The 21,925-nt window shown below is 49.4% G+C and carries 14 protein-coding genes and 1 pseudogene; 5 read left to right on the top strand and 10 right to left on the bottom strand.

All coding sequences use genetic code 11. The features are described from left to right. Positions 1 to 155 precede the first annotated feature (155 nt). Together IYV58_RS20915 and IYV58_RS20920 are read right to left on the bottom strand one after the other, a co-directional pair. On the bottom strand, positions 156 to 2,021 hold the full coding sequence (locus tag IYV58_RS20915) for a UvrD-helicase domain-containing protein (protein ID WP_195729237.1): 1,866 nt from the start codon (positions 2,019 to 2,021) through the stop codon (positions 156 to 158). After that, the gene (locus IYV58_RS20920; RefSeq protein WP_195729238.1) at positions 2,018 to 4,003 is read right to left on the bottom strand and encodes an ATP-dependent nuclease; all 1,986 of its coding nucleotides are present in this window, start codon (positions 4,001 to 4,003) and stop codon (positions 2,018 to 2,020) included. The genes IYV58_RS20915 and IYV58_RS20920 overlap by 4 nt, the downstream gene beginning before the upstream one ends. 996 nt (positions 4,004 to 4,999) lie before the next feature. Between IYV58_RS20920 and IYV58_RS20925 the strand changes: the two are divergent. Further along, positions 5,000 to 5,490, top strand: a pseudogene (locus tag IYV58_RS20925) (integrase arm-type DNA-binding domain-containing protein); the annotation flags it as partial. 65 nt (positions 5,491 to 5,555) lie between these two features. On the opposite strand, the gene IYV58_RS20930 reads toward IYV58_RS20925, so the two are convergent. From IYV58_RS20930 to evgA, 7 genes are all read right to left on the bottom strand, one after another. After that, entirely contained in the window at positions 5,556 to 6,569 is a 1,014-nt protein-coding gene (locus IYV58_RS20930; RefSeq protein ID WP_004123822.1) for a fimbrial protein, read from the bottom strand. Between the two features lie 14 nt (positions 6,570 to 6,583). Further along, positions 6,584 to 9,085: a fimbria/pilus outer membrane usher protein gene (locus IYV58_RS20935; protein WP_004123826.1), complete on the bottom strand. Its 2,502-nt coding sequence runs from the start codon at positions 9,083 to 9,085 to the stop codon at positions 6,584 to 6,586. An 11-nt stretch (positions 9,086 to 9,096) separates the two neighbouring features. Further along, the gene (locus IYV58_RS20940; RefSeq protein WP_004123828.1) at positions 9,097 to 9,774 is read right to left on the bottom strand and encodes a fimbrial biogenesis chaperone; all 678 of its coding nucleotides are present in this window, start codon (positions 9,772 to 9,774) and stop codon (positions 9,097 to 9,099) included. A 46-nt stretch (positions 9,775 to 9,820) separates the two neighbouring features. Beyond that, positions 9,821 to 10,339, bottom strand: coding sequence for a fimbrial protein (locus IYV58_RS20945; RefSeq protein ID WP_004123832.1), 519 nt, complete (start codon positions 10,337 to 10,339; stop codon positions 9,821 to 9,823). 102 nt (positions 10,340 to 10,441) lie between these two features. Beyond that, positions 10,442 to 10,960 carry a helix-turn-helix transcriptional regulator gene (locus IYV58_RS20950; protein ID WP_004123835.1) on the bottom strand — a complete coding sequence of 173 codons (519 nt, stop codon included), beginning with the start codon at positions 10,958 to 10,960 and terminating at the stop codon, positions 10,442 to 10,444. Between the two features lie 459 nt (positions 10,961 to 11,419). After that, entirely contained in the window at positions 11,420 to 14,599 is a 3,180-nt protein-coding gene (locus tag IYV58_RS20955; RefSeq protein ID WP_004123838.1) for a response regulator, read from the bottom strand. Positions 14,600 to 14,601: 2 nt separating this feature from the next. Then, on the bottom strand, positions 14,602 to 15,231 hold the full coding sequence (evgA, locus tag IYV58_RS20960) for an acid-sensing system DNA-binding response regulator EvgA (protein ID WP_004123841.1): 630 nt from the start codon (positions 15,229 to 15,231) through the stop codon (positions 14,602 to 14,604). A 311-nt stretch (positions 15,232 to 15,542) separates the two neighbouring features. Between evgA and IYV58_RS20965 the strand changes: the two genes are divergently transcribed. The 4 genes from IYV58_RS20965 (at position 15,543) to IYV58_RS20980 (ending at position 20,296) form a co-directional block, all read left to right on the top strand. Next, positions 15,543 to 17,087 (top strand): PTS transporter subunit EIIC, encoded by a 1,545-nt coding sequence (locus IYV58_RS20965; protein ID WP_004123842.1) that lies wholly within the window; start codon positions 15,543 to 15,545, stop codon positions 17,085 to 17,087. Between the two features lie 11 nt (positions 17,088 to 17,098). After that, the gene (locus IYV58_RS20970; RefSeq protein ID WP_004123845.1) at positions 17,099 to 18,460 is read left to right on the top strand and encodes a 6-phospho-alpha-glucosidase; all 1,362 of its coding nucleotides are present in this window, start codon (positions 17,099 to 17,101) and stop codon (positions 18,458 to 18,460) included. Positions 18,461 to 18,653: 193 nt separating this feature from the next. Continuing rightward, positions 18,654 to 19,424, top strand: a complete 771-nt coding sequence (locus IYV58_RS20975) for a MurR/RpiR family transcriptional regulator (protein ID WP_004123848.1) — start codon at positions 18,654 to 18,656, stop codon at positions 19,422 to 19,424. Between the two features lie 113 nt (positions 19,425 to 19,537). After that, entirely contained in the window at positions 19,538 to 20,296 is a 759-nt protein-coding gene (locus IYV58_RS20980) for an IclR family transcriptional regulator (protein ID WP_004123850.1), read from the top strand. Positions 20,297 to 20,300: 4 nt separating this feature from the next. Here IYV58_RS20980 and IYV58_RS20985 read toward each other — a convergent pair whose 3' ends face one another. Further along, positions 20,301 to 21,920 carry a glycoside hydrolase family 43 protein gene (locus IYV58_RS20985; protein WP_004123853.1) on the bottom strand — a complete coding sequence of 540 codons (1,620 nt, stop codon included), beginning with the start codon at positions 21,918 to 21,920 and terminating at the stop codon, positions 20,301 to 20,303. Positions 21,921 to 21,925 lie beyond the last annotated feature (5 nt).

Consider the following 21,925-nt stretch of genomic DNA (forward strand, 5'->3'; position numbering starts at 1 on the left):
GGTATTAATCCAAGGCTCCCTTTCAGTTACCTGTTCCCATCACTGCAATGCCGTTTTGATAAAGAGGCTACTGCGGGAGCTATTTTCACAAGTGATCTTTTTTAACATATGAACATTCAACTATATGGACTAAGAGAGCATTCCTTTTACTAAGCTTAGGTGGCACTGAGTATGGTCGTGCCATCTACGGTATCAACCCCCACCGGGGCCAGTAATTGCTGTATCCAACCAATAGCATTCCCCCTTTCAACGCATTGGGAGAAGAATGCACGCTGTTTTGCTCGGGTAAAGGCAACAAAAAATGTATTTAGCTCTTCACTACGTTGGGGAGTAAGACTCCACCAAGTCTGATTATCGAGCCCATAAAAAATCATGGTATGGAACTCAAGCCCCTTGCTTTTATGTACGGTCATCAGAGCGACTTGACCAATGCCTTCAAACTCATCCAAAGTCTCGATCCAGCTACTGCTATGTTCAGCACATTCTTGCAGGAGTGTGATAAAACCACTCCAGACTCTCGCAAAGTCTCTTTCACGCTGGTAAGAGGGAAAAGTTTGCCTTAACGCAGGGAGACTAACAAATTCAAGAAGCAACTCAGCAATTGCTTCCGCCGAATCCGAATCAGGTGGCCGATACGCTAATTCTAACCTTAATTTGCGTACAAATGCTTCAAGCTTCACCAGCAACCGCTCCTGAGTGAGAACATTATCCGGATCGGCAGCCTCTAAAAACAAAGTATTTTGCTGAGCCAACTCCCAATTTTGCGGACTTCGGTCCGTAGCTCCCAAGCGAAGCAAAGGAATGAAAATACCAGTCAGTTCTTCTCCTAGCAGATCCTGTATCTGAATTTCACCAACTGACCTAGCTGCATTTCTAATCCGGAGACCTCGTGCCGCAAAAGCAGGTGCTATCTCCGCCTCCACCTGATCAGCCCGCATCCTGATCAGAATCGCAACATCATGTGGCTTGACACGACCTGACCGCACCTCACCATTCACCCAGTCAGCCAGATAATTGTTCTCGTCATCTGTGTTCTGAAATTGCCAGATAGCAGAAACATCACCTTCGATTTCACGAGTCCCTTGTGCCTGTACCACTTCCACATCGCCGTCTATACGACGCGCTATCTCATGCTGAATACGAACCAGATCCTCATGCGATCGCCAGTTTGAAAGCAAAGATATGCGCCTAGCATGGAAGTCGTTTTCAAATTGTCCGAAAGCATCATCCATAGCCCCCGCCCATCCCATTATACGCTGCTTATCATCACCTACAGCTGTGAAAGCAGCATCGCTACCATCGAATGCCGTTAGCAGCATGTCGTATTGGGCAAAGGTAGTATCCTGATACTCATCGAGAAAAACAATTGGATATGTTGCCTGTAAGGCACGACGGATATAAGCATTTTCCTGCAATAGAAATTTTACAAGCCTGTTTATCATGGGGAAAGACAGAGCAATCTCATCCCCCCCGAAAAATTGGTCATTCCAGTAATCTGCTAGTGCACGACATAACTCAGAACCATTTGATTGATCAACTGGCAGATCTGTCAGAGGTATGCTTCTCTCAATTTGCTGGGCACTCACACCGTGATAGCCATGACGCTCAATAAAATCGACATAATCTCTACGATACGGCGTAACGATCTGATATGTACCGCGAGCATTGAACGGCTCCGGTATAGCAGGACGGAATCGATCCAAAAGTCCCTTGGTAAATGCATCGAAAGTCATTGAATCAAAGCGCCGCGCCTGCTCTCTCGGACATCGTTTTGCAACCCTTTCAGCAAGATTTCGAGCGGCATCCTTTTTAAAGCTAATGGCCAGAATACGTTTAGAAGGCGGGCAAATCCCAGTTTGAAGAAGATAGGTCGCCTTTTGTGCCAAAAACTCTGTTTTTCCGGCGCCAGCACCAGCGGTCACGAGTACACTACTATCAATTTCACGTAAAGCTTCCCACGCTCGGCTTTCAAGGCCATCAACCCCCTGAGGTACCCAATCTTCACTGTTTATACGGCTCATTCATTCTCCCCCAACAGATCTAGCTTATGCGTAACGTACTCAATGAGTGCCCTAAGCTCGGCAGGAGCAGACGCAGATACCTCGCCATCAGGGATACGGGAAAACGCCGCCAAGTGGGTTTCAGGCTTGCTACGACTTAAGAACAGGTAGGGATACCATTTAAAAGCATCATCATATTGCGCAGAATACAAGGCAGGATTACCACCTGTTTTCAGTGTGCTGACCTTTTTGGCCTGAATAGCATCGGCACTACTCTGAGGTCCACGGCCACCTGGATTGGGAACCTGATAAGCAGTTGGAAATGAAAGCAACATGGAAAAATCGAGGTCAATAGGATAAGAAAAGAAAACACCTTCCTCCTGGAACGCCTGAAGCCAACTATTTCGTACGTTTCCACTTAGAAGCTGCTGGTCGGTAAGCTGATCAGCTTCATCAGGGTCGACACCACCGCGCAGATATTGAGTGTTATTCTGAAAGTTATTCCCTATATCGGCTAGATTTTGAAGGCAACTTCTCATAGCACTTGCTCCACCATGCCTGCGCCCCAGATCTAGATCGAGCAATGTGGCATGGGGGATATCAAGATCGTTAAGCAGCCGCCAGAAATGTGCTACAAACCGCCCGCCGAGAGGGACGACGGGAACGAATGACGGATCAAGGGAAACTCCCATTTCTTCAGCGATTTTAGGAATGACAACACGCTCTGAATCCCCCTCCCCCAAGATAACAAATCGCGCAAAGTAAAGCTCGGGATAAGCTTTGACGGCCAACCTGATATAAACGCTTGCCTCAACATCATCTTCTGGCAATGTCAGTTCGCGGATCGATGAATGCCGGACACGCCGATCCATACGAAAATATCTCACTTCCTCCGGTTCTATTCGACTCAGGATCGCCGGTGAATGGCTGGATATCAGGACCTGAGCAGAGGGTAATTCTCCTATCTCTCTCGCTTGCCTGATGATACGAGACAAAAAGAACGGTGACAGGCTGTTTTCAGGCTCTTCGATGGCGAGGATGGTAAGGTGAACACGACGTAACTTATCCTGTTCAAACAAGCTCTCATCGGCAGGTAATGCAAAAGCTTCCCACTCGGTCTCGAGCGTTGCTGCTGTAAGGGCAATATGAAAGAGAGAGCGCTGCCCATCACTCAGTTCATATAATCGACGCTCCTGAGCTCCTTGATCAGGCGTAAAAGTAAACTCGGCTTTACGAACAAGCTCCTCAAAACGGTTTTCGATAAGCCTTAAACGCGGGTTACTATCTGTATCAGCCTCATGGACCTGTTTCCACCGGTTCGAAAGACGCTCCAGTAGAAACCTTGATGGCTCTTCCTGCTCGAAACGACTCTGGATCTGACCGGCATTCTCAGAACTCGTATCCCTGAATGCTGTCGACCATTTAGCAGCCTGCCATAACCGCCCTTTAAGAAGAGATGTCACCTGCGTCGTCGCATCACGGTTTGCCGGTAAGTAAATAAACTGAATGGAAGAGCGCTCTACCGCTTGGACCTTAGAACAGTTATCCCATTCAAAATTATCATCCAAAGCTCTTATCCAGCGTATATCCTCTTCAATTGTACCTTCTGGGGTACCGTCATCCATCCATGTTGCTTGTAGTCGTATCCGAGCTTTAAGAGGCTCCCCCTCACCGGATGCAGCCATTTGATTGAAAAATTCCGGAACTGCATCAAGAGAAGAGCCGTCTCGAGCGGCCAGCTCAGGGAAGGCAAGTATTGCTTCAACAAACAGGCTTTCCCCAGACTGTACCTCATGCTGGTCAAGAGGTATGTGAAAATCCCGACGTTGTACCGACCGCTGAACTGGCGATGTACCAAACAAACGGGACACAGCCTGCAGCACTGCTGTCTTTCCGGAACCATTCCCGCCAATAAACGTTGTCAGCCCTTCTTCGAAATTGAGCTCGACCACTTCACGCCCAAAGCAACGAAAATTATGTAGTCTTATAGTCTCGATTTTCATCCCTAAATGCCTTTTATATTTTTAAATTATCGATGTCAAAGTCGGACCTAATTCTTAGTGACGTTATTTGTATTTATGCAACATCAAGATAGTTTAGGTCAGTCTGTGTTTATAACAATTCTAAGCATACATCGAGAACCAGCAGGTTATAACCCAATTTATTTGACAAATTGGCTTCCATCAAAACAGTTGTAGGAACGAGCTAGCTAGGTATATGGCACTTTCTGAAAAACTACTCCATAGAAGGCGGAAGATGAAGAAAGCCCCCAAGTACAAAGCTTTTGTGTTAGCACAACTGCGCCTCCCCTACAACAGGACAGTTTACAACTGTGGTATTGAAAGAAGTCATGTCGGCAGAACTCTTCTTTAACTACGTAATCTGATTAAAAGGATTAATAAACAGTGCATAATCCAGGCAATAATTCAGCACTAATCTGCAAAAGAGCATTTTGCCGTGACAGTGGAAAACCGGGGCGATCAATGTGCAAGTAGCCCATCGAAGCGGGTCATGAGCTTGAGATATCTGACGTATCTTAACATTCGCCTATCTGCATCAAGGCGCAAAGCATTCTAAGGAAAGTTAGCCGACTATATTATGCGCTAGAAGTCAATATCCTCTATCGAAACACGCAAAACCCGGCCCCAATAATAATCATAAAAATCAACACGCTAAAAAAACTCCTTCCATATCAACACCATCGCCACTCATTTCGCGCCTTCCCTTCCCCGCAAAAAATCAAAATCCCCAACAAACTCAACCACCTCCCCCACCAATTACAAGGACGCCAGCCCAAAATTCTCCATCGGTGATTACCAGAGTCATCCGATGAAGTCCTAAGAGCCCGCACGGCGCAAGCCCTGCGGGCTTTTTTGTGCCCTCAAATTGTCCCGCGAAGTCCGAAGAGAACTAATTAAATCCGAACCTTTTAGGCCCATTGATAGGTCCAACGAAAAACTCTATTGTTTTCGTTGGCCCTAAAAGCATGGAGACGACTCATGGCACGACGAACCAAGCCGTTAACGGATACGGAAATCAAAACCGCCAAACCTAAAGATACCGATTACCAGCTATACGATGGTGATGGGTTGACGCTGCTTATCAAATCCAGTGGAAGCAAACTCTGGCAGTTCCGTTATCATCGCCCCTTAACAAAGCAGAGAACCAAGCAAAGCTTCGGCGCCTACCCTGCTGTCTCACTTTCCGATGCGCGTAAACTCAGAGCTGAATCTCGTGCATTACTGGTAAAAGAGATCGATCCTCAGGAACACCAGAAAGAACTGGCAAGGAATACCTGGAAGCAAAGACCAACACGTTCAAACTTGTCGCTGAACGTTGGTGGAACGTCAAGAAAACCAGCGTTACAGAAGACTACGCCGAAGATATCTGGCGTTCACTGGAAAGAGATGTTTTTCCTGCAATTGGCAATATAGGCGTCACCGATATCAAAGCCCATGTATTGGTTCAGGCGGTACAACCGGTACAGGCCAGTTTTCTAATGAAATCGCTCCCAGCAATCCACCTTACATAGACATGCATGAAGCGGCAATCTCGTTATTGATAAGTCATCGTAAATGACAGCACGCCGTTCGCGGTACCGGTAGTGATCTTATCCCCAGTCTGATAATAACGCGCCTTTAGAGGTACGCTGAATCCACCGCTTGCCGAGGAAGTCCCCACGCCGACATCCGAACCCAGCGCCATCGGCTGATTATTATAAAGCAACTGAATGCCCACGCCCGTGGCAGCATTATTGCCGCTGGTCGTATTGATCACTCCTCTTGTTGCATCAAAAATATTCCCCTCCATTTTGACGCTAACCCGGGTTCCAGCGTTGCAGGTGAGCGGGAGATTGAACGACTGGGTATAGGCGTCACCAGGAGTAGAACCTTTGCCGCTGAAGGCGCGTTTATCGACCTCTCTCATATCAACAGGTATCGCTGCCGTCGCCAGCTTACAGGCCGGAGTTGTCACCGTGAAGGCGTTGATATTGACCTCCGCCTCAGGGGATTGCCAAAGCAGCGAATTATTCAGTAAAACCAGCGCACCTACGGATTTCGCGGTTATCGTGCCGGATCCGGTTTCGGTTGCCGTTTTATAAAACGTCACCGTTACGGTGCCATTTAACGTCGGGCTAATCATTCCGCTGGTGTTCTCACAAAGTTTAGCGGTATTGATATCGCCCCGGATCGTATTGCTGCCGGTAACCGCCGCACTGCCACCGGCGCATTTTGTCGTTGAACCCGAGATGGCATAGCCAATACCGGCAACGTTGGTTTTATACACGCGCCGACCGTTCACCATCGAATCAAATGTGCCGTTCGCAATCACGCCTAAGGTCTGATTGGAGATTACGCCATCAGCAGAGTTGTAACAGCTGAACGCATTGATGGTTGGCGTCACAAGCTGAGTGCCGATAACTGCACCAATAGGGAGATCGCGCGATATCGTAATATTCTGCGGCGAGACGGTGGTTGAAGGCGTTGGGGTCGTGCAATCCCAGGCCAGAGCAGCTTGAGAAAATATCCCCAGAGCAGCAAAAATCAGGGTGATGACAATCGGTTTCATTTTTTCTCTCCTGCTTAATGGCATGGTGCAGTAACGTAATGCGTGGTGTCTGAAAACGAGGTTATCTGATATGTTGCGCGGCAGCTTTCACCCGCCCAGTTCACCTCCACGGTCCCCTTCTCCGGTGCGCCGTTTAGCCAGACCCGCTGGCGCTCGTCAACGATGCCATCCGTCAGGTTATCGCGATTTTTTATGCTGGCCGTCGCCCCAAACGGGATCTCTTTTCTGGACAGCTGTAGCATGATTTTGTATCCCGTTACGGTGGGGTAATCTGCCAGCGCTAAAGCACCTTTCGTGGGCACTACCGTACGAGTATCATTGAGAACATCCGTGTTGTTATTCAACGTGGCGGTATCCAGCGATAGACTGTTCTGCCGATAGGGCGTCACATATGGCACCACGGCAAAACCTTTACTGTCGGTATAAATCCCACCATTGTTTGCCACTTTTACTCCAGCGGCGTTATCCGCTTTTACCAGCGCCATGGTCTCGCCGAGCGGCTGAGTCGCGGCGATACCGTATGGATGCACCACCAACCCGCCCATCGCGCCTGCTGAAAGCTGGCGGCTATCACGAGAATAGCTGTAGCCAAGCTGATACTCTCCATGGCGCCCTTTATAGTTGACGGAAGCGCTGCCCATCGTATCGGAGCCTTTGCTGTTATAGCCCTGCTGCACGTTCCAGCTCAGGTTTTTATCTTCCAATGCAGAGCCGGATAATCCCATCTGCGAAACGCTATCACCTTTCTTATTGCTGCTAGCAGAGAGCGTCATCCAACTGTCCGACAAGAAACGTGACAGCGGGATCTGCATCGTAAAAGCGACAATATGATCGTTGTCATTGCGCCATGGCCCCTTCGAATAGCTATAGTTCAGGCCATAATTGATATTGTTAACGCTGGTGTTGTATCCCACATTCACACTGCGCTCGCTATCACCTCCCCAGTAATCCTGCTGCCAGGCGGAAAGATTTACGTTACCCCAGTCACCGAGCCTTTGATTCAGCGTGACCTGAGCTTTACTGCGTTTATTACGTTGATAGCGCCAGTTGTCATCAAGCCGCGTTTCATCACTTACCATGCGGAACGGATTCACATCGCCGTTTGCTTCCTGAAAGTCACGAAAGCCCGATGAGGAGTAGCGGTAGCCCATCAAACTCAGAGAGGTTCCGGTTGTCGCAAAATCCTTGGCATACTGCGCGCGTAACGAAACCCCCTCCTGGGTCTTCTCGGGTAATTGCGAATGGGCAAATGTGGTATCAAAAGAGAGCGAACCAAGATCGCCAAATCCTTTCCCTATTCCTAATGCGCCAGCCCAATAATCTGCTGAAGTCAGCATTCCGCCGTAAACCGTGGTATCCCAGGGCAAACCATAGCTCAGAGTCGTTTGCAAAAACGTTGGTTCCTTATCCTGATCATTTGCCGCCCGATACTGCCCCACAGCCAGCGCATATTTAAACTGGCCTTCCCGCTGCATTACCGGTACCGCGGAAAAGGGCTGGATAAACTGATGTACCGAGCCATCCGCTTCACGTACCGCCACGTCAAGATCGCCGCTGGCGGCAGTGGGATATAGGTCGTCAATCACAAAAGGGCCTGGTGGAACATACGACTGCCAGATAATGTTGCCACCCTGACGTATGGTTACCTGGGCGTTACTTTGTGCGATACCGCGCACCACGGGAGCAAACCCGCGTACGCTTTCTGGCAGCATTGAGTCATCCGAATAGAGCTGAACACCACGAAAATTTACGCTGTCGAAGACCCCGGACTGGGTATAACCATCACCCGCGCTAAACTGGCTCTTCAGCGTTTTTATATCCCGCTCAAGGGAGGTAGCAATGGTGTTCCAGCGACTCATTCCGTTGTTGTTGTTATAGGTTGAATAATTACGCAGCCGCCAGGGTCCGACATTAATGCCGCTACGCAGGTTTAAATAACTATCGTTTTGCGATTCAGTGCCGCCATGGTTATTGGCGGCGGAAACGTTATAGTTCAAAAACAGCATATTTAGTCCATCGTCCCACTGAGCCGGTGATACCGAACCCTGAGGATCCCGTCTCAGATACTCCTGGGGAACAGAGAGCTCAAGCCGCATTCCATTAAACTGAAAATGAAGCTGACTACCGGGCAGTAGGTTGCTGATATTTTCAACCGTCGCTGATTCATCCAACGCCATCCAGTTGGGCTGCGCATTTGGCTTCACGCCCCATTGCGTAAAATCTGCACGGGTCAGCACTGGCATTAAATCGCTTTCATGACTGACAAATACGATGTCGCGCGAGTCGACGTAATTTCCGTTGAGATAAACATCGACATGATACACGCCGGGCATCTGCCCGTCGGCTTTGCTAAAACGGGAGATATCAACATCACGAGGAAGATTTCCGCGAGTTTCAATAAAATCCGGGGCAAAATAATCCTCAGCCAGTAGCGCTGGGACATAAATGCATAAAAAAATAAGCGCAGCTAACTGAGTTAATTTTGCACAACCTGACATCGCATTAAACTGGAGCATGAATAATTAACCTAAATTTTAAATTTATGTTGAGCCGTAATGCCTCCAAAGTCATTTATCGCACGCCACGATACTTCACCACTCGCTACTGTTGTCTGAGGTAGCGATAGCGTCTGGAATGGTAAAACCATTGGAGGTTTTGCTAATTCTTTACCATTAACTTTTACATCATAAAGCGACACGCTATAAGGAGTCGGATTATGCACACTGAGTTTTCCACCCGCGGCGGAAAAGGTTAATTGCTGATAAGCTAATGAAGGGTCGCCTTTTAATCCTGCGGGGCGATAAAAAACTTTCATTTTACTTTTTACAGCAATCAACAACTCATTCTTCGCCTCCGCCGACGAAGAAGGTATTGATTTAATATTCAACCAATACACGCTTTCGCGGTCTTGAGGTACAGCGTTACCGGCTAACATCACACGTACAGAATTCTGCGTATGTGGATTTAATTTAAATAGCGGTGGCGTAGTGACAAAAAGGCTATCACCATCATCACTGTTCTCATTTTTACTGACCCATGACTGAATTAAATAGGGTGTATTATCTGGGTTACTTACGCTGATCGCCGCTTGATGACCAGTGCCATTATAAATTAATCGGGTGCCACCAATTTCCACACCACTGATGGCGCTTGTTGAGATAAGTAACAAACTCACAGCGATTTTTTTTAATACTTTCCGAAACATGAAGAGATCCTGAGAGACTAAATCAGGGCCACAAAGGGCCCTGCGGTTACTGATAAGTTACTGTAAATGACGTAGAGGAATTTGCTGTTCCTGCACCAACTGCGCCCGTCGCCATATATTTAGCGAAGTAGGTCAGGGTATTATTCACATCTTCCAGCAAAGTCACGCTTGCCGAGGTGGAGCCTACTGGAATAAGCGTCGTGCTATCCTGCTCATAAAGGGCCACGCCAACATTCGATGCAGTTTGCCCGTTGCTAAGAGCCAGAATAGAAGGATTCGCGGCACTGGTGGTACCATCAAAACGAATGCTGGCGCTGGAAACGCTGGCAGGGCAGGATTTCAGCACAATGTTAAAGCGCTTCGCCGCCGCCGTAGCACCATTACCACCGGTAAATGCCGTGGTAGAGATAGTGCCGAGATCAACAGGTTGAGAAATAGCGGAAGTATCAACCACGCAGGCTGTCCCCGTAATGTTTCCGGTAAAATTGATAACTCCGTCAGCGGCATTTGCAGCCTGAAATACGGACAGAGACATAAGTGCAGAAATCAGTGCAATCTTTTTCATATATAAGTTCCAGATAATTAATTGAATTTTTGAAAATAAATAAGTAATCCTAAAAAATCTTTGTAGCTTTCACCTCCATAATTTTTTAACGAGTGATACCACTCAGTTATATTCGCAAGTGCTTAACTTATAGGATTCGCTGCGCACAATATTTTGATACAGCGAAACGCGATTGTTCTGCTGAAGCTTAAATATCAGACTGCGCCGATGGGTATAAAACGTTTTCATCGTCATCCCTAGCTCAATACCAATTTCTTTAGCATCCAGGCCTTTCTGCATACAAGAGAGCACTTCTTTCTCACGACGAGAAAGTGAATATTTCACTCTATAGTTATATCTTGAATTCTTAACCAGTAAACATGAGGGGATCTCATTCAATCGACATTTTTTATCAATAAAAATGAAATCCGGCAGATGCATTAATGCATAATAGTCAAGATCATTGGTAATAAACGCAATAACTTTCCTGCCGGGAAATATGTGCTTTCGCACCTCTGACAGGTTTATCGTTTCAATGTCTATAATATAGTAGTTTTCATCAATCAACTCCGGCGTTAACAACGCACAGATGCCGACGATAAAAAAGTAATCATCAGAAAAAATGGCGTCTGACAAATCCATAAAGCTTACCTTTCCGACATAATCCTCTTTGTTATTTAGCGTCTGTAATCCCTTTCGTGTTTCGATGTAAAATTTACAGAAAATATTTTTTTATGACAGCATAAAAGTAATGGTTTTCACTTATTAAGTTAAAAACGATCGTTTCTACTATCTTTTCATCTTTCATGGATTATTAATCCATGAAGAGCGCTAATGGCCAAACCAAAAAACCAATAATAAATAAAAACATGGAATTTAAAACTAGTACAATGCATAGGTGCAACTTAATGATCTATTAGTCTTTGATAGCCAGAACCTGTAATAACCATGATTTTAGATTTTTCTTAGACAATATTCCCTTAACAGTTAACGAAATATATTGCGTCGGAACAGGGCTAATTTTACCTGGTTAACCGCAGGGTAACATCAGCGAACGCTGATAATTCTGTCAGGAAGGGCCTACAGATGTAGGACAAGAGATTATGACTGGAAACATTCGATGGACTGTTCCAGCTTATTAAGCGAACTTTCTATTTGGTCCAAAACGTTGATAAGTTCTGTCGTCGAAATAGCATCGGGCAGCCGATCTTCAAGCCGTTGGGCAATATTGACCAATTCATTAGCCCCCAGAAGCTGGGCAGTACCGTTGAGGCGATGAATATGATGTTTCACAGATGGATAGTTCTCCTCGCGAGCGGCCACTCGGGCGGCCTCCAGATCGCGTCGATTTTCCCGCTGCGCATCGCGCAGAGCCGTGAGCATCAGCGACCGATTGCCTTGCGCCAGCACCGCCAGCCGCTTCTCATCAAACGCAGCCCGGCTCGTCTCGCTCACTTCGGCTAACAGTCGAGAAATTTGCGCAAGCGTAATCGGTTTAAAAAGACATCCCGTCATTCCCGCCGCAAGACAGCGTTCACGTTCATGCTGCTGTGCCGTCGCAGTCAGTCCCCAGATAGGCAGCTTGCTATCAAATCCTCGCACCTGCCGGGTCAAGGTGATTCCATCCATCACCGGCATATTGAGATCGGTAATAACCAGGTCGTAATGGTCCTGCTGGAGATAGCGTAACGCCTCTTCACCATTTCCGGCTTCATCGGCAGCAATACCCAGGTTGGCGAGCTGGCGTTTGAGTAGAAGACGGCTGGAGGGGTGATCGTCAGCGATTAATACTCGCAGCGCTCTGTCAATGACCGACGATGAAGGCTCGGTTGCAACGGATTCAGGAATGGCATCATATGACGTTTGCACTGGCAGGCTTAGCACCACGCGGGTCCCCCGATTAAGCTCACTGTGCAGATCAATTGTTCCTCCCATTTGCTGCATCAGCGCTCTCGAAATCGCTAGCCCCAGGCCAGAACCACGATGAAGTTCCCCCACATTCCCCTGGCTGAAGGGCATAAACAGGGACTTTTGTTCTTCGCTTCCGATCCCTGGCCCTGTGTCACTCACCGAGATCGTCAGCGTGCGATCGCGCTTTCTCGCCGACACCTGAACGCGCCCATCACGGGTGAACTTCACCGCATTACCAATCACGTTGGTCAGCACCTGTCCCAACAACTGAGGATCAAGCTGCATGGCTTCTTTGGGTTCCAGATGCGATTCATAGCACAGCGCTATTCCCTTTTGCGCGGCAAGTGCAGTAAAGAGCAATATTTTTTCTCTTATCAGGGCATCCGTATGCACCCACTTCACAACCACCTCTTGTAACCCGGACTCTATCTTTTCGAGGTCAAGAATCTCACCAATCAGTTTTAGCAATGAGCGTGAAGCCATCGCGGCATGCTCGACCGACGCTTTATCGGCAGGCGTGAGGTGGGTAGTAGACTGCTGCAGAAGTTCCAGAAATCCGACAATCGCACTTACCGGCGTGCGGATCTCGTGGCTCATGTAAGAAAGGAATTCACGCTTCTCTTCATTTGCCTTCTGGGCTTTGTTTTTTTCCATCTCGAGTAAACGCTGGGACGCCTTTCTTCTGCGAACTTGCAGTGCCAGGTAGGCCACCCAGAGTAAAGCACTTACCACCAGCAAAGCTGCGAGAGCAGCCACCAGATAAAAAGGCCGGTTATATAGCTCCCAGGTATCTATTCGGACGTCCGGCAGGCGTATCCACTTACTGACAATCTGCAAAACTTCTTTCTGCGGAATATCATCAAGCGCTTTATCAAGAATCTGCCTTAATTCAGGCTCAGAACGAGGAACACCAAAACTGATTGCCGCTGGCTGTGCTTCCGCTAGCGGAAGCCACGCTAGCTGGTCAGGATAATAGTGCTCGCTAAGGTAGCGAGCGGTCAGCTGATTGGAAATCGCGGCATCAACCTTCCCTGTTGCAACAAGATTTAATGCTACGCTGGAGTTCTCGACTTCCTCCCAGTGGATATTCGGATGACGGGTTTTCATTTTCATCAGTAGAGTGTGATCGGCGCTGATTGCCACCCGGGTCCCCGGCTGAAGCGCGGTTTCCTGTGCATCCTCCTTTCTGACCACGATGACAAACTGGGTGGTAATAAAAGGATGGGTAAAGGAGAGATCGTTTTCGCGGCTCAAATCATAGGTTGCAGCCTGTACAATATGCCAGTTGCCCTTTTTCATCTCAGAAATCATATCTTCATTCGATTTGACGACAACCGTTTCAAACTGCATTCCCGTTTGCAGACCGATCAGATTAAGAATATCCCCTATCACCCCACGTATTTCCTGATTACTATCCGCCATGGTATACGGCGCAAACCATGGATTAATAATCACCCGCAGCGTCTTGTGACTCTTTAACCACTGCTTTTCACGCGAGGTGAGATTGAGCGGTTCAAGCAGAAAAGAGAGATTGCCTTTATCAATCGTCGACTGCGCAATTTGCCCGTGGAGATTTTCATCTATCGCGCTGATGGTGCTGTTAATAATCTTCCGCAAACGCGCCTGCGCTGGTAAAAATAAAAAGTGGCTCGTTTTCTGCGGCGAAGACCAGAATTTAACCGTACTCAACGCCAGGCTGAACTCCTGCGACAGCCAGGTACTGGTGGTCAGCGAGTCCCCCATAAACCACGCATTTTGCCCGTAGGCAACAGAGCTCAGCGCTTCCTGATAATTGGCGTAATTGGCAATCTCGGCATTCGGAAACGCCTGATGAATAAAATCAGCATCAGGGTAACCTTCAACAACCGCCACGCGCGTACTCTGCGGGCTGTGTAAGGGGGCCATGACGTTTACCAGAGAAGTCACCAGCCCCGGCCAGGAATGGACCAGTGAAGCAGAAAGCTGGATCCCCTCTTCCACAGAGGGCCGGGTATCAAGGCCGGTCAGCACCGTATCAATTTCACCCGCCCTAAGTGCGCGAATCGCATCGGCGCGATTTTGATACCCCAGCACGGTAATGCGGATATTCAGCGAGTAGTGGATTAGCGTCAAATAATCCGCATTCATTCCCCGGTAGCGTCCGGTAAGCGTGGTTTGCACCAGCGGAGGCTGTCCCGGTAGATAAACCCCCACGCGTAGCGCTCTTTTCTGCTGCAGCCACCGCCTGTCATCCTCGCTCAAATAAACCGGAACCGGCGTGATGTAGCTGTAGCCAGACAGCTCCAGTTCAACCGGAGACTCGCCCTGCGCATGAACGCCATGAGCGCTAACTATCCAGATAATAAGGAGTATTGCGCGCCACGCTTTCATCGTCAGGTCAGCTTATTTTGATGGGCAAAGGAGAGGAGTTCGACCAACGATTTACAGCCTAACTTTTCCATCAGCCGCGTTTTATAAGTACTCACCGTTTTAGCGCTAATAAACATGGCTGCGCCAATCTGCGAATTGTCTAAGCCGCTTAGCATATAACTCATCACCTTCATTTCCTGCGCCGAGAGTGATTCCAGACGTTGGCTATCCGTTAGCGCAACCGTCGGTTCTTCGAGGAAAAAAGGAAAATAGCTATAACCATTATGCGCTGCATTAATCGCCGCCAGAATATTATCCATATCCTGTCTTTTACTAATAAAAGCGTTCGCCCCCGCCTGAGCGCAGCGTTTACTGTAATAACGATCGTTTTTTGCTGACACCACAATTAATATCCCGGTAAAACCCTGTGCTCTGAGTTTTTCCACCAGCTCAACGCCATTAATACCGGGGATTTCAACGTCCACAACGACGATATCCACCACCGTTTTTGCCAACGCCTTTAGGGCCGCAGCCCCGTCTTCATACTCGTTGATAATGGTAATGCGCTGCTTTTCCAGCACGCCACGAATGGCCATGCGCGCCAGGGGATGATCATCCACAATGATTGCACTACAAGATAGACACTCGCTCATATGCCCACCCGAAAGAATTTCTTCTTAAGAAACACCCTATTTACGATAATAGCCTGGCGGCACCACCGGACTGATTTATAAATGAATATTTGTTGTTCCCACGCACGTTATTCACGCAATTTTGTGCCTCTACTAATCTAAGCTACTCATTACCTTAGACACTGTTACCGCCTTCACACCCCGGAAGGTTACATGTTACTTTCCGCGTCATTTGTTTTTAAAACAATAAGATAAATAGATTCACGCCCCCTGCTCCTGCTAATTTTATGCCTGAAACGCACCCTGTGCGCAGTTCTAAAAGAGAGATAAACATGAAACGAGCTGTGAACGCCCTACAAAACTTTGGAAAATCACTGTATGGACCGGTACTTATCTTGCCGATAGTGGGTCTGTTTATCGCTTTTGGCAACGTGCTCGGTAACGGTAACCTTGCTGAATACCTGCCTTTCCTCGGCCATCCTTTCATACAGAATATCGGCCAGCTAATCGCCAAATCTGCGGTATCGGTACTGGTGAATCTGGCGCTAATCTTCGCCGTGGGTATTCCTGTTGGCCTGGCCACGCGCGATAAAGGCTACGCGGCGCTCATCGGCCTCGTGACATTTATCGTCTTTATCAACGCTATGAACATCACGCTTCAGCTACAGGATAAGCTCGCGGCACCCGAGCAAATGAAAGCGGCGGGTCAGAGCATGGTTCTGGGCGTTCAGGTACTCGAGATGGGGGTCTTCGCCGGGATCCTTACCGGTGCGCTTTCAGGCTATCTCTACAATAAATACTCTCCCGTACAGTTCTCCGGGGCTATGGCAATCTACTCTGGCCACTGCTTCGTTGCCATCATCATGCTGCCGGTCTCAATGCTGCTTGGCGTGCTGATGAGCGAAGTGTGGCCGTTCGTTCAGCACGGTATCAGCGCGATGGCCCTGGCGATTAAAGGCTCCGGCCCCTTCGGTGTAGCGATTTACGGGTTTCTTGAGCGCATTTTGGTGCCGACAGGACTGCATCATCTGGTCTATACCCCCTTCCTTTATACCGAACTGGGCGGAACGCAGGAGGTATGCGGCACGGTTTATCAGGGCGCACGTAATATTTACTTCGCCGAAATGGCCTGCCCGCAGGTCAAACAGCTCAGCAGCACGGTGGTCTGGGATGCTCGCGGCATCAGCAAAATGTTCGGCCTGCCTGCCGCCGCGCTGGCGATGTACCTGACCGCAAAGCCAGAGCGTAAAGCCGCAGCAAAAGCAATACTAATCCCGGCAGCGTTGACCTCCCTGCTGGTCGGCGTGACCGAGCCTATTGAGTTTTCTTTCCTGTTCGTTGCCCCGCTGCTGTTTGTTGCCCATGCCGTGCTGACCGGCCTCGGCATGATGCTCTTTTCGCTGTTTGGCGTTCATGCGATCGGCGCGAATGGCATTATCGATTTCATTCTTTATAACCTCCCGCTGGGCACCGAGAAGTCAAACTGGCCGATGTATATCGGCGTCGGTCTCATTATGTTCGCGCTCTATTTTGTCGTATTCCGCTTCCTGATCCTTCAATTCAATATGAAGACGCCGGGCCGTGAGGATGATCAACAGGAGACGCGGCTGTATAGCAAACAAGAGTATCAGGCCAAAGGAAAAAACGACGGACTGGGCGAATCAATTATCGCTGGTCTTGGCGGGCGTCAAAATATTGACGTCGTTGATAACTGCTACACCCGTTTACGCGTCACCGTGAAAGATGTCGACATCATTGATGAACCCGCGCTCAAGGCAACAGGCGCGAAAGGCATCATCAAGCAAGGTAATAACGTCCAGGTGGTCTACGGACTGCACGTCAAGAAAATGCGAGAAGCCGTTGAGACGTTTCTCTGAAGGAGATAATCATGTTTAAACCCCCGTTCATTTTGACCATTGCCGGAGGCGGCAGTACCTATACTCCAGGCATCGTAAAAAGCCTGATGGTGCGGCTGAGCGAGTTTCCGCTGGCGGAAATCCGCCTCTATGATATTGATGAAAAGCGGCAAAATACCATCGCGCCGGTTGTTGAGAAAGTGATACGAGACCATAGCGCAACCATCCGCTTTAGCGTGACAACCGATCCCGAGGCCGCCTTCAGCGGCGCACATTTCATCTTCGCTCAAATGCGCGTGGGCCAGTATAAAATGCGCGAGCAGGATGAAAAAATCCCGCTGCGTCACGGCGTTGTCGGCCAGGAAACCTGCGGGCCGGGCGGGTTAGCTTATGGTTTGCGTACCATCCTGCCGATGGTTGAGCTGATTGATTTTGTGACCCGCTATGCGCATGAAAAAGCCTGGATTGTTAACTACTCCAATCCGGCGGCCATCGTAGCCGAAGGCGTACGCCGACTGCGACCGAATGCGCGAGTGCTCAACATCTGCGATATGCCGGTCGCGGCGATGCGAAATATGGGCGCGATCCTTGGCGTCGATCGCCATAAGCTAGAAGTCGATTACTTCGGTCTGAACCATTTTGGTTGGTTTACCCGCGTTCTGGTCGATGGCGAAGATAAACTGCCGGAGCTACGTCGCCATATCGCTAAATTCGGTTTATTAACTGAAGATGCCGCGAAAACTGACCCTCAGCACTCCGACCCGTCGTGGGTGAAAACATGGCGAAATATCCAGCCAATTATGGATAATTTCCCAGACTATTTGCCAAACCCCTATTTACAGTACTACCTGATGCCAAACCAGATTGTCGAACATCAGGATCCTGACTACACCCGTGCGAATGAAGTAATGAACGGCCGGGAGAAAAAACTGTTTGCCGCCGCCGAAGAGTATCAGCGCACCGGTGTCCTATCGGATGCGTTTCATGTCGGAGTACACGGCGAATTCATTGTTGACGTTGCCCGCTCGCTGGCGTTCAACCTGCATCAACGACATCTGGTGATGGTCGAAAACCGGGGCGCAATAAGCAACCTGCCCTACGATGCGGTAGTTGAGATCCCGGCCTACATCACCTCAGAAGGTCCGGAACCTATCCGTGTGGGCCAGGTGCCGCTATTTCATCAAACCTTACTTCAGCAGCAGTTGGCATCAGAACAGCTGCTGGTGGAAGCGACAATTGAAGGCAGCTACGAAAAAGCGCTGCAAGCCTTTACGCTCAATCGCACCGTCCCGACAATGGCGCATGCGAAAGCAATCCTTGACGAGATGATCGACGCCAACCGCGAGTATTGGCCTGCCCTGCATAAAGCCTGGCGCGAGGGTGAAGCGATATAAAAGCGGCTTTTAACGCGGCTCAGTCCTGAGCCGCTTGTCGGCAGCGCAAAAAAAAACGACAATCTTTGCGCAGGCTAACGTCACCCCCGCGTTTATGAAGGGCAGTTAACGCTATTTCGAAAGCCGGGTCTCGGGTAACCCTTTAATCTCCAGAGGTGATCTTGCTTTTCATCCCCACCATTCAGGTTGTGAAATGAGTAACCGGCTGGCGACGCTTTTAACGCGCGGTAACGCCCTGACCCGCGCGGAATATCGGGTGTTGTCGTACCTTACTGAACATCCCCTGCTGATCGGCAATATCACCGTTCGCCAGTTGGCAAAGGCCACTTTCGTCTCTACCGCTACCATTATGCGTTTGTGTCAGAAACTGGGTTTTAGCGGCTACAGCGAATTTATCTGGCACTGCAAGCAGTTGCTCTCTGAAACGCCTCACATTGCTCCTCAAACACAAATCGCCGCGGATTTGCCCGGTCTTTTCAACCAATTTATCGCTAACTATCAGCAAACTTTTCACTGGGTCACCGCGGACAAACGTGATGGCTTTTGCTCGTTGCTGCGCGAAAAGGAGAGTTTTTTTCTCTATGGCGCCGGATTTTCTTATCTTTTTGCGGAGTATCTGACAAAGAAGCTTCAGGTGTTGGGCAAAACGGCGTTTATCTCCGGACCCGGCGATAGCCGCAATATTTTCTTAAGCAATGCCGCACGGTATCAGGTGTTTATCGCGGTATCGCGCAGCGGCGAAACAGAACAGGTACTTGATAAAGCGCGGATAGCAAAAAATATCGGCATGACGGTGGTCGCGTTTACCCGTGCATCAGCCAACACCCTTGCCGGCATCGCCGATCTGCACTTTGCGCTGTATGATGAAGCGGTACATTTTGCTGCGGAGGCCTCAGGCGTCACCTCCTTTGAGTCAAACCTGGTCCTGCTGATGGATTTACTGCTGCTGGAAGCGACCGGTTAAAAACGCCGTTTCCAAAATCACTCTTCCCCAGGCCAAAGTGCCGCGCTCTGGATTGATTTTTAACGATCAAACGGGTACGTTGCCTCATAAATCCAGGGAGATGGTTGTAAATCATGCCAATTATTCAATCTGTTGAACGCGCGTTACAGATCCTGAATCTGTTCAATGAACAGACGACAGAGCTAAAAATCACCGACATCAGCAAACAAATGGGGTTGAGTAAAAGTACCCTTCACTCTCTGCTCAAAACGCTACAGCTGCATGGATATATCGATCAAAACCCTGAAAATGGTAAATACCGGCTTGGCATGAAGCTGGTTGAACGGGGTTACTTTGTCGTGGGTACCATGGATATTCGCCAGAAAGCGAAAGGCTGGCTGACTGAGCTCTCTTCACGCACCGGCCAGACCACTCACCTCGGCATCCTTGATGGACGCGAGGGTGTTTATATTGAAAAAATCGAAGGCAAGCTAGCTGCCATCGCTTACTCCCGTATTGGCCGTCGCCTACCAGTCCACGCAACGGCAATAGGCAAAGTTCTGGTGGCATGGCTTAGCAAAGAGGAACTGGAGACGCTGCTGATCGATTATTGCTTCACCGCCTACACTCCCGCCACCATTACCTCCGCAGAAGCCCTACGAAAAACGCTGGCACTGACCCGCGAGCAAGGTTACGCGTTTGATAACGAAGAAAATGAACAGGGCGTCCGCTGCGTGGCAGTCCCTGTCTGGAACCATGAATCGCGCGTCATTGCGGCATTAAGCCTCTCTACGCTGACCTCGCGGGTGAACGATGAAGAGCTGGCGAGTTTTCGCCAGCAGCTTCAGGAAGCCGGGCTCCAGCTTTCGCGCGCGCTGGGTTACCCGGGCTAAATGCCTACTTTATCGTCGGCTGGTAGGTAAAATAGTCGAAATCAGCGTAGCAACCATCACCGCTGATATCTTCGCAATGCAGGCCCACAAAGGCGCCGGTAAAGAAACCACGTCCGCCGACATAATCATCCGAAAGTTTCCACGCCTCATAGGTTACCGGTACCGTATGCCACTGCTTGCCATCAAAAGAATACGCATAGCGATATACCAGCTTGTCCACATCGACCCGTAACCAGATACTTTCTACGTGTTCCGGTACCACAATGGGATCGTCATGCAGCGGCCAAGAAGGAACATTATGGTCGAGCTGTAAAACCTTCAGCGTTCTGCCTCTCCCCTCTTCAAAATCCACAAAGCAATAGCTCCAGTTTTTACTGTTGTAGTAGCACGTCAGCCCTGCGCTCTGCTGAAAGTGAACGGGCGAAAACTGCATCCGCGTTTCGGCGCGGAATGTGAAGTGCTGCCAGCGGCGAGCAACCGTAGCCTGCGTAAAAGTTGAATTCAAAGAGTCATGCCCATAAAGACGTAAAAAACCGGGACGCGCGCTCAGAGAGCCTAACGTCTCGTCAAAGGGAATACGTAAGGTTTGCCACTCAGGATCCAGCGCACCATGCGTAAAGTCATCGCGCCAGTCGCCATTGTTCACGGTCGCACATTCCGTCATTTTCGGCCCGGGAACCGTTAATGGCGCGTGTTTACCGCCTTCGACATACGGCCAGCCGTCACGCCAGCCGACGCGAGCGATGCCCGTTTCGCGTCCCAGCGGGCAATATCCACGTCCGCCAGAAGCAAGAAGCGGCACGCCGGGTAAGCGCAAAGGGCGGCTGGTCAGCCAGGCCATATACCATTCGCCGGTATGCGTTTCCAGCATCGAACCATGACCGCTTTTTTGCAGCGGGTTTTCCGGTGTATGCCAGCTGGTCATCATCGTCACTTCTGGGTGAAGTTCATATGGGCCGTCAATCTGCCTGGACCGCAGGATAACCACCGCATGTTCGTAACTGGTGCCCCCTTCCGCCACCATCAAATAGTACCAACCGTCTTTATAGTAGAGGTGAGCGCCTTCGGTATAACCCAGCGCGGTCCCGGTAAACAACGTTTTGCGCTGTTTTGCAAGCTCCCCGGTCGCCGGAAAATACTCTTGCAGCACAATAGTATTGTGCGGATTACTGTGATGACGCGGCCCCCATGGACGATAGATATAGTATTTACGCCCATCGCGGTCGTGAAACAGTGAAGGATCAAAGCCGCCGTTACCCATCGAGATAGGCTCACTCCATGGCCCCTCAATCGAAGGTGCCGTAACCAGATAGTTACGGCCATTCTTCCACGGTGAATCAACGATTTTCACATCGGTATACAGCAGCCAGAACATTCCGTCGCTATAGCTCAGACAGGGAGCCCAAATACCGCCCGAATCTGGATTTCCTTTCATATCCAGCATCGATACGCGATTGAGAGGAGTGCTCACCAGCGTCCAGTTTTTTAGATCGCGCGAGTGGTAGATACGTACGCCCGGAAACCACTCGAACGTTGAGGTGGCGATGTAATAATCCTCACCCTGGCGGCAGATCGAAGGGTCCGGATTGAAACCTGTCAGAATCGGGTTGGTGATAGTGTACATGGTAA

The sequence above is a fragment of the Klebsiella sp. BDA134-6 genome (assembly GCF_015601345.1).
GTDB lineage: Bacteria > Pseudomonadota > Gammaproteobacteria > Enterobacterales > Enterobacteriaceae > Klebsiella > Klebsiella grimontii.

What these genes read in the sequence shown, in the direction of transcription:
- IYV58_RS20915 (WP_195729237.1), bottom strand. Translation starts at nt 2,021, where the DNA reads ATGAGCCGTATAAACAGTGAAGATTGGGTACCTCAGGGGGTTGATGGC.
- IYV58_RS20970 (WP_004123845.1), top strand. Translation starts at nt 17,099, where the DNA reads ATGTTTAAACCCCCGTTCATTTTGACCATTGCCGGAGGCGGCAGTACC.
- IYV58_RS20945 (WP_004123832.1), bottom strand. Translation starts at nt 10,339, where the DNA reads ATGAAAAAGATTGCACTGATTTCTGCACTTATGTCTCTGTCCGTATTT.
- evgA (WP_004123841.1), bottom strand. Translation starts at nt 15,231, where the DNA reads ATGAGCGAGTGTCTATCTTGTAGTGCAATCATTGTGGATGATCATCCC.
- IYV58_RS20935 (WP_004123826.1), bottom strand. Translation starts at nt 9,085, where the DNA reads ATGCTCCAGTTTAATGCGATGTCAGGTTGTGCAAAATTAACTCAGTTA.
- IYV58_RS20920 (WP_195729238.1), bottom strand. Translation starts at nt 4,003, where the DNA reads ATGAAAATCGAGACTATAAGACTACATAATTTTCGTTGCTTTGGGCGT.
- IYV58_RS20955 (WP_004123838.1), bottom strand. Translation starts at nt 14,599, where the DNA reads ATGAAAGCGTGGCGCGCAATACTCCTTATTATCTGGATAGTTAGCGCT.
- IYV58_RS20980 (WP_004123850.1), top strand. Translation starts at nt 19,538, where the DNA reads ATGCCAATTATTCAATCTGTTGAACGCGCGTTACAGATCCTGAATCTG.
- IYV58_RS20965 (WP_004123842.1), top strand. Translation starts at nt 15,543, where the DNA reads ATGAAACGAGCTGTGAACGCCCTACAAAACTTTGGAAAATCACTGTAT.
- IYV58_RS20930 (WP_004123822.1), bottom strand. Translation starts at nt 6,569, where the DNA reads ATGAAACCGATTGTCATCACCCTGATTTTTGCTGCTCTGGGGATATTT.
- IYV58_RS20975 (WP_004123848.1), top strand. Translation starts at nt 18,654, where the DNA reads ATGAGTAACCGGCTGGCGACGCTTTTAACGCGCGGTAACGCCCTGACC.
- IYV58_RS20985 (WP_004123853.1), bottom strand. Translation starts at nt 21,920, where the DNA reads ATGTACACTATCACCAACCCGATTCTGACAGGTTTCAATCCGGACCCT.
- IYV58_RS20940 (WP_004123828.1), bottom strand. Translation starts at nt 9,774, where the DNA reads ATGTTTCGGAAAGTATTAAAAAAAATCGCTGTGAGTTTGTTACTTATC.
- IYV58_RS20950 (WP_004123835.1), bottom strand. Translation starts at nt 10,960, where the DNA reads ATGGATTTGTCAGACGCCATTTTTTCTGATGATTACTTTTTTATCGTC.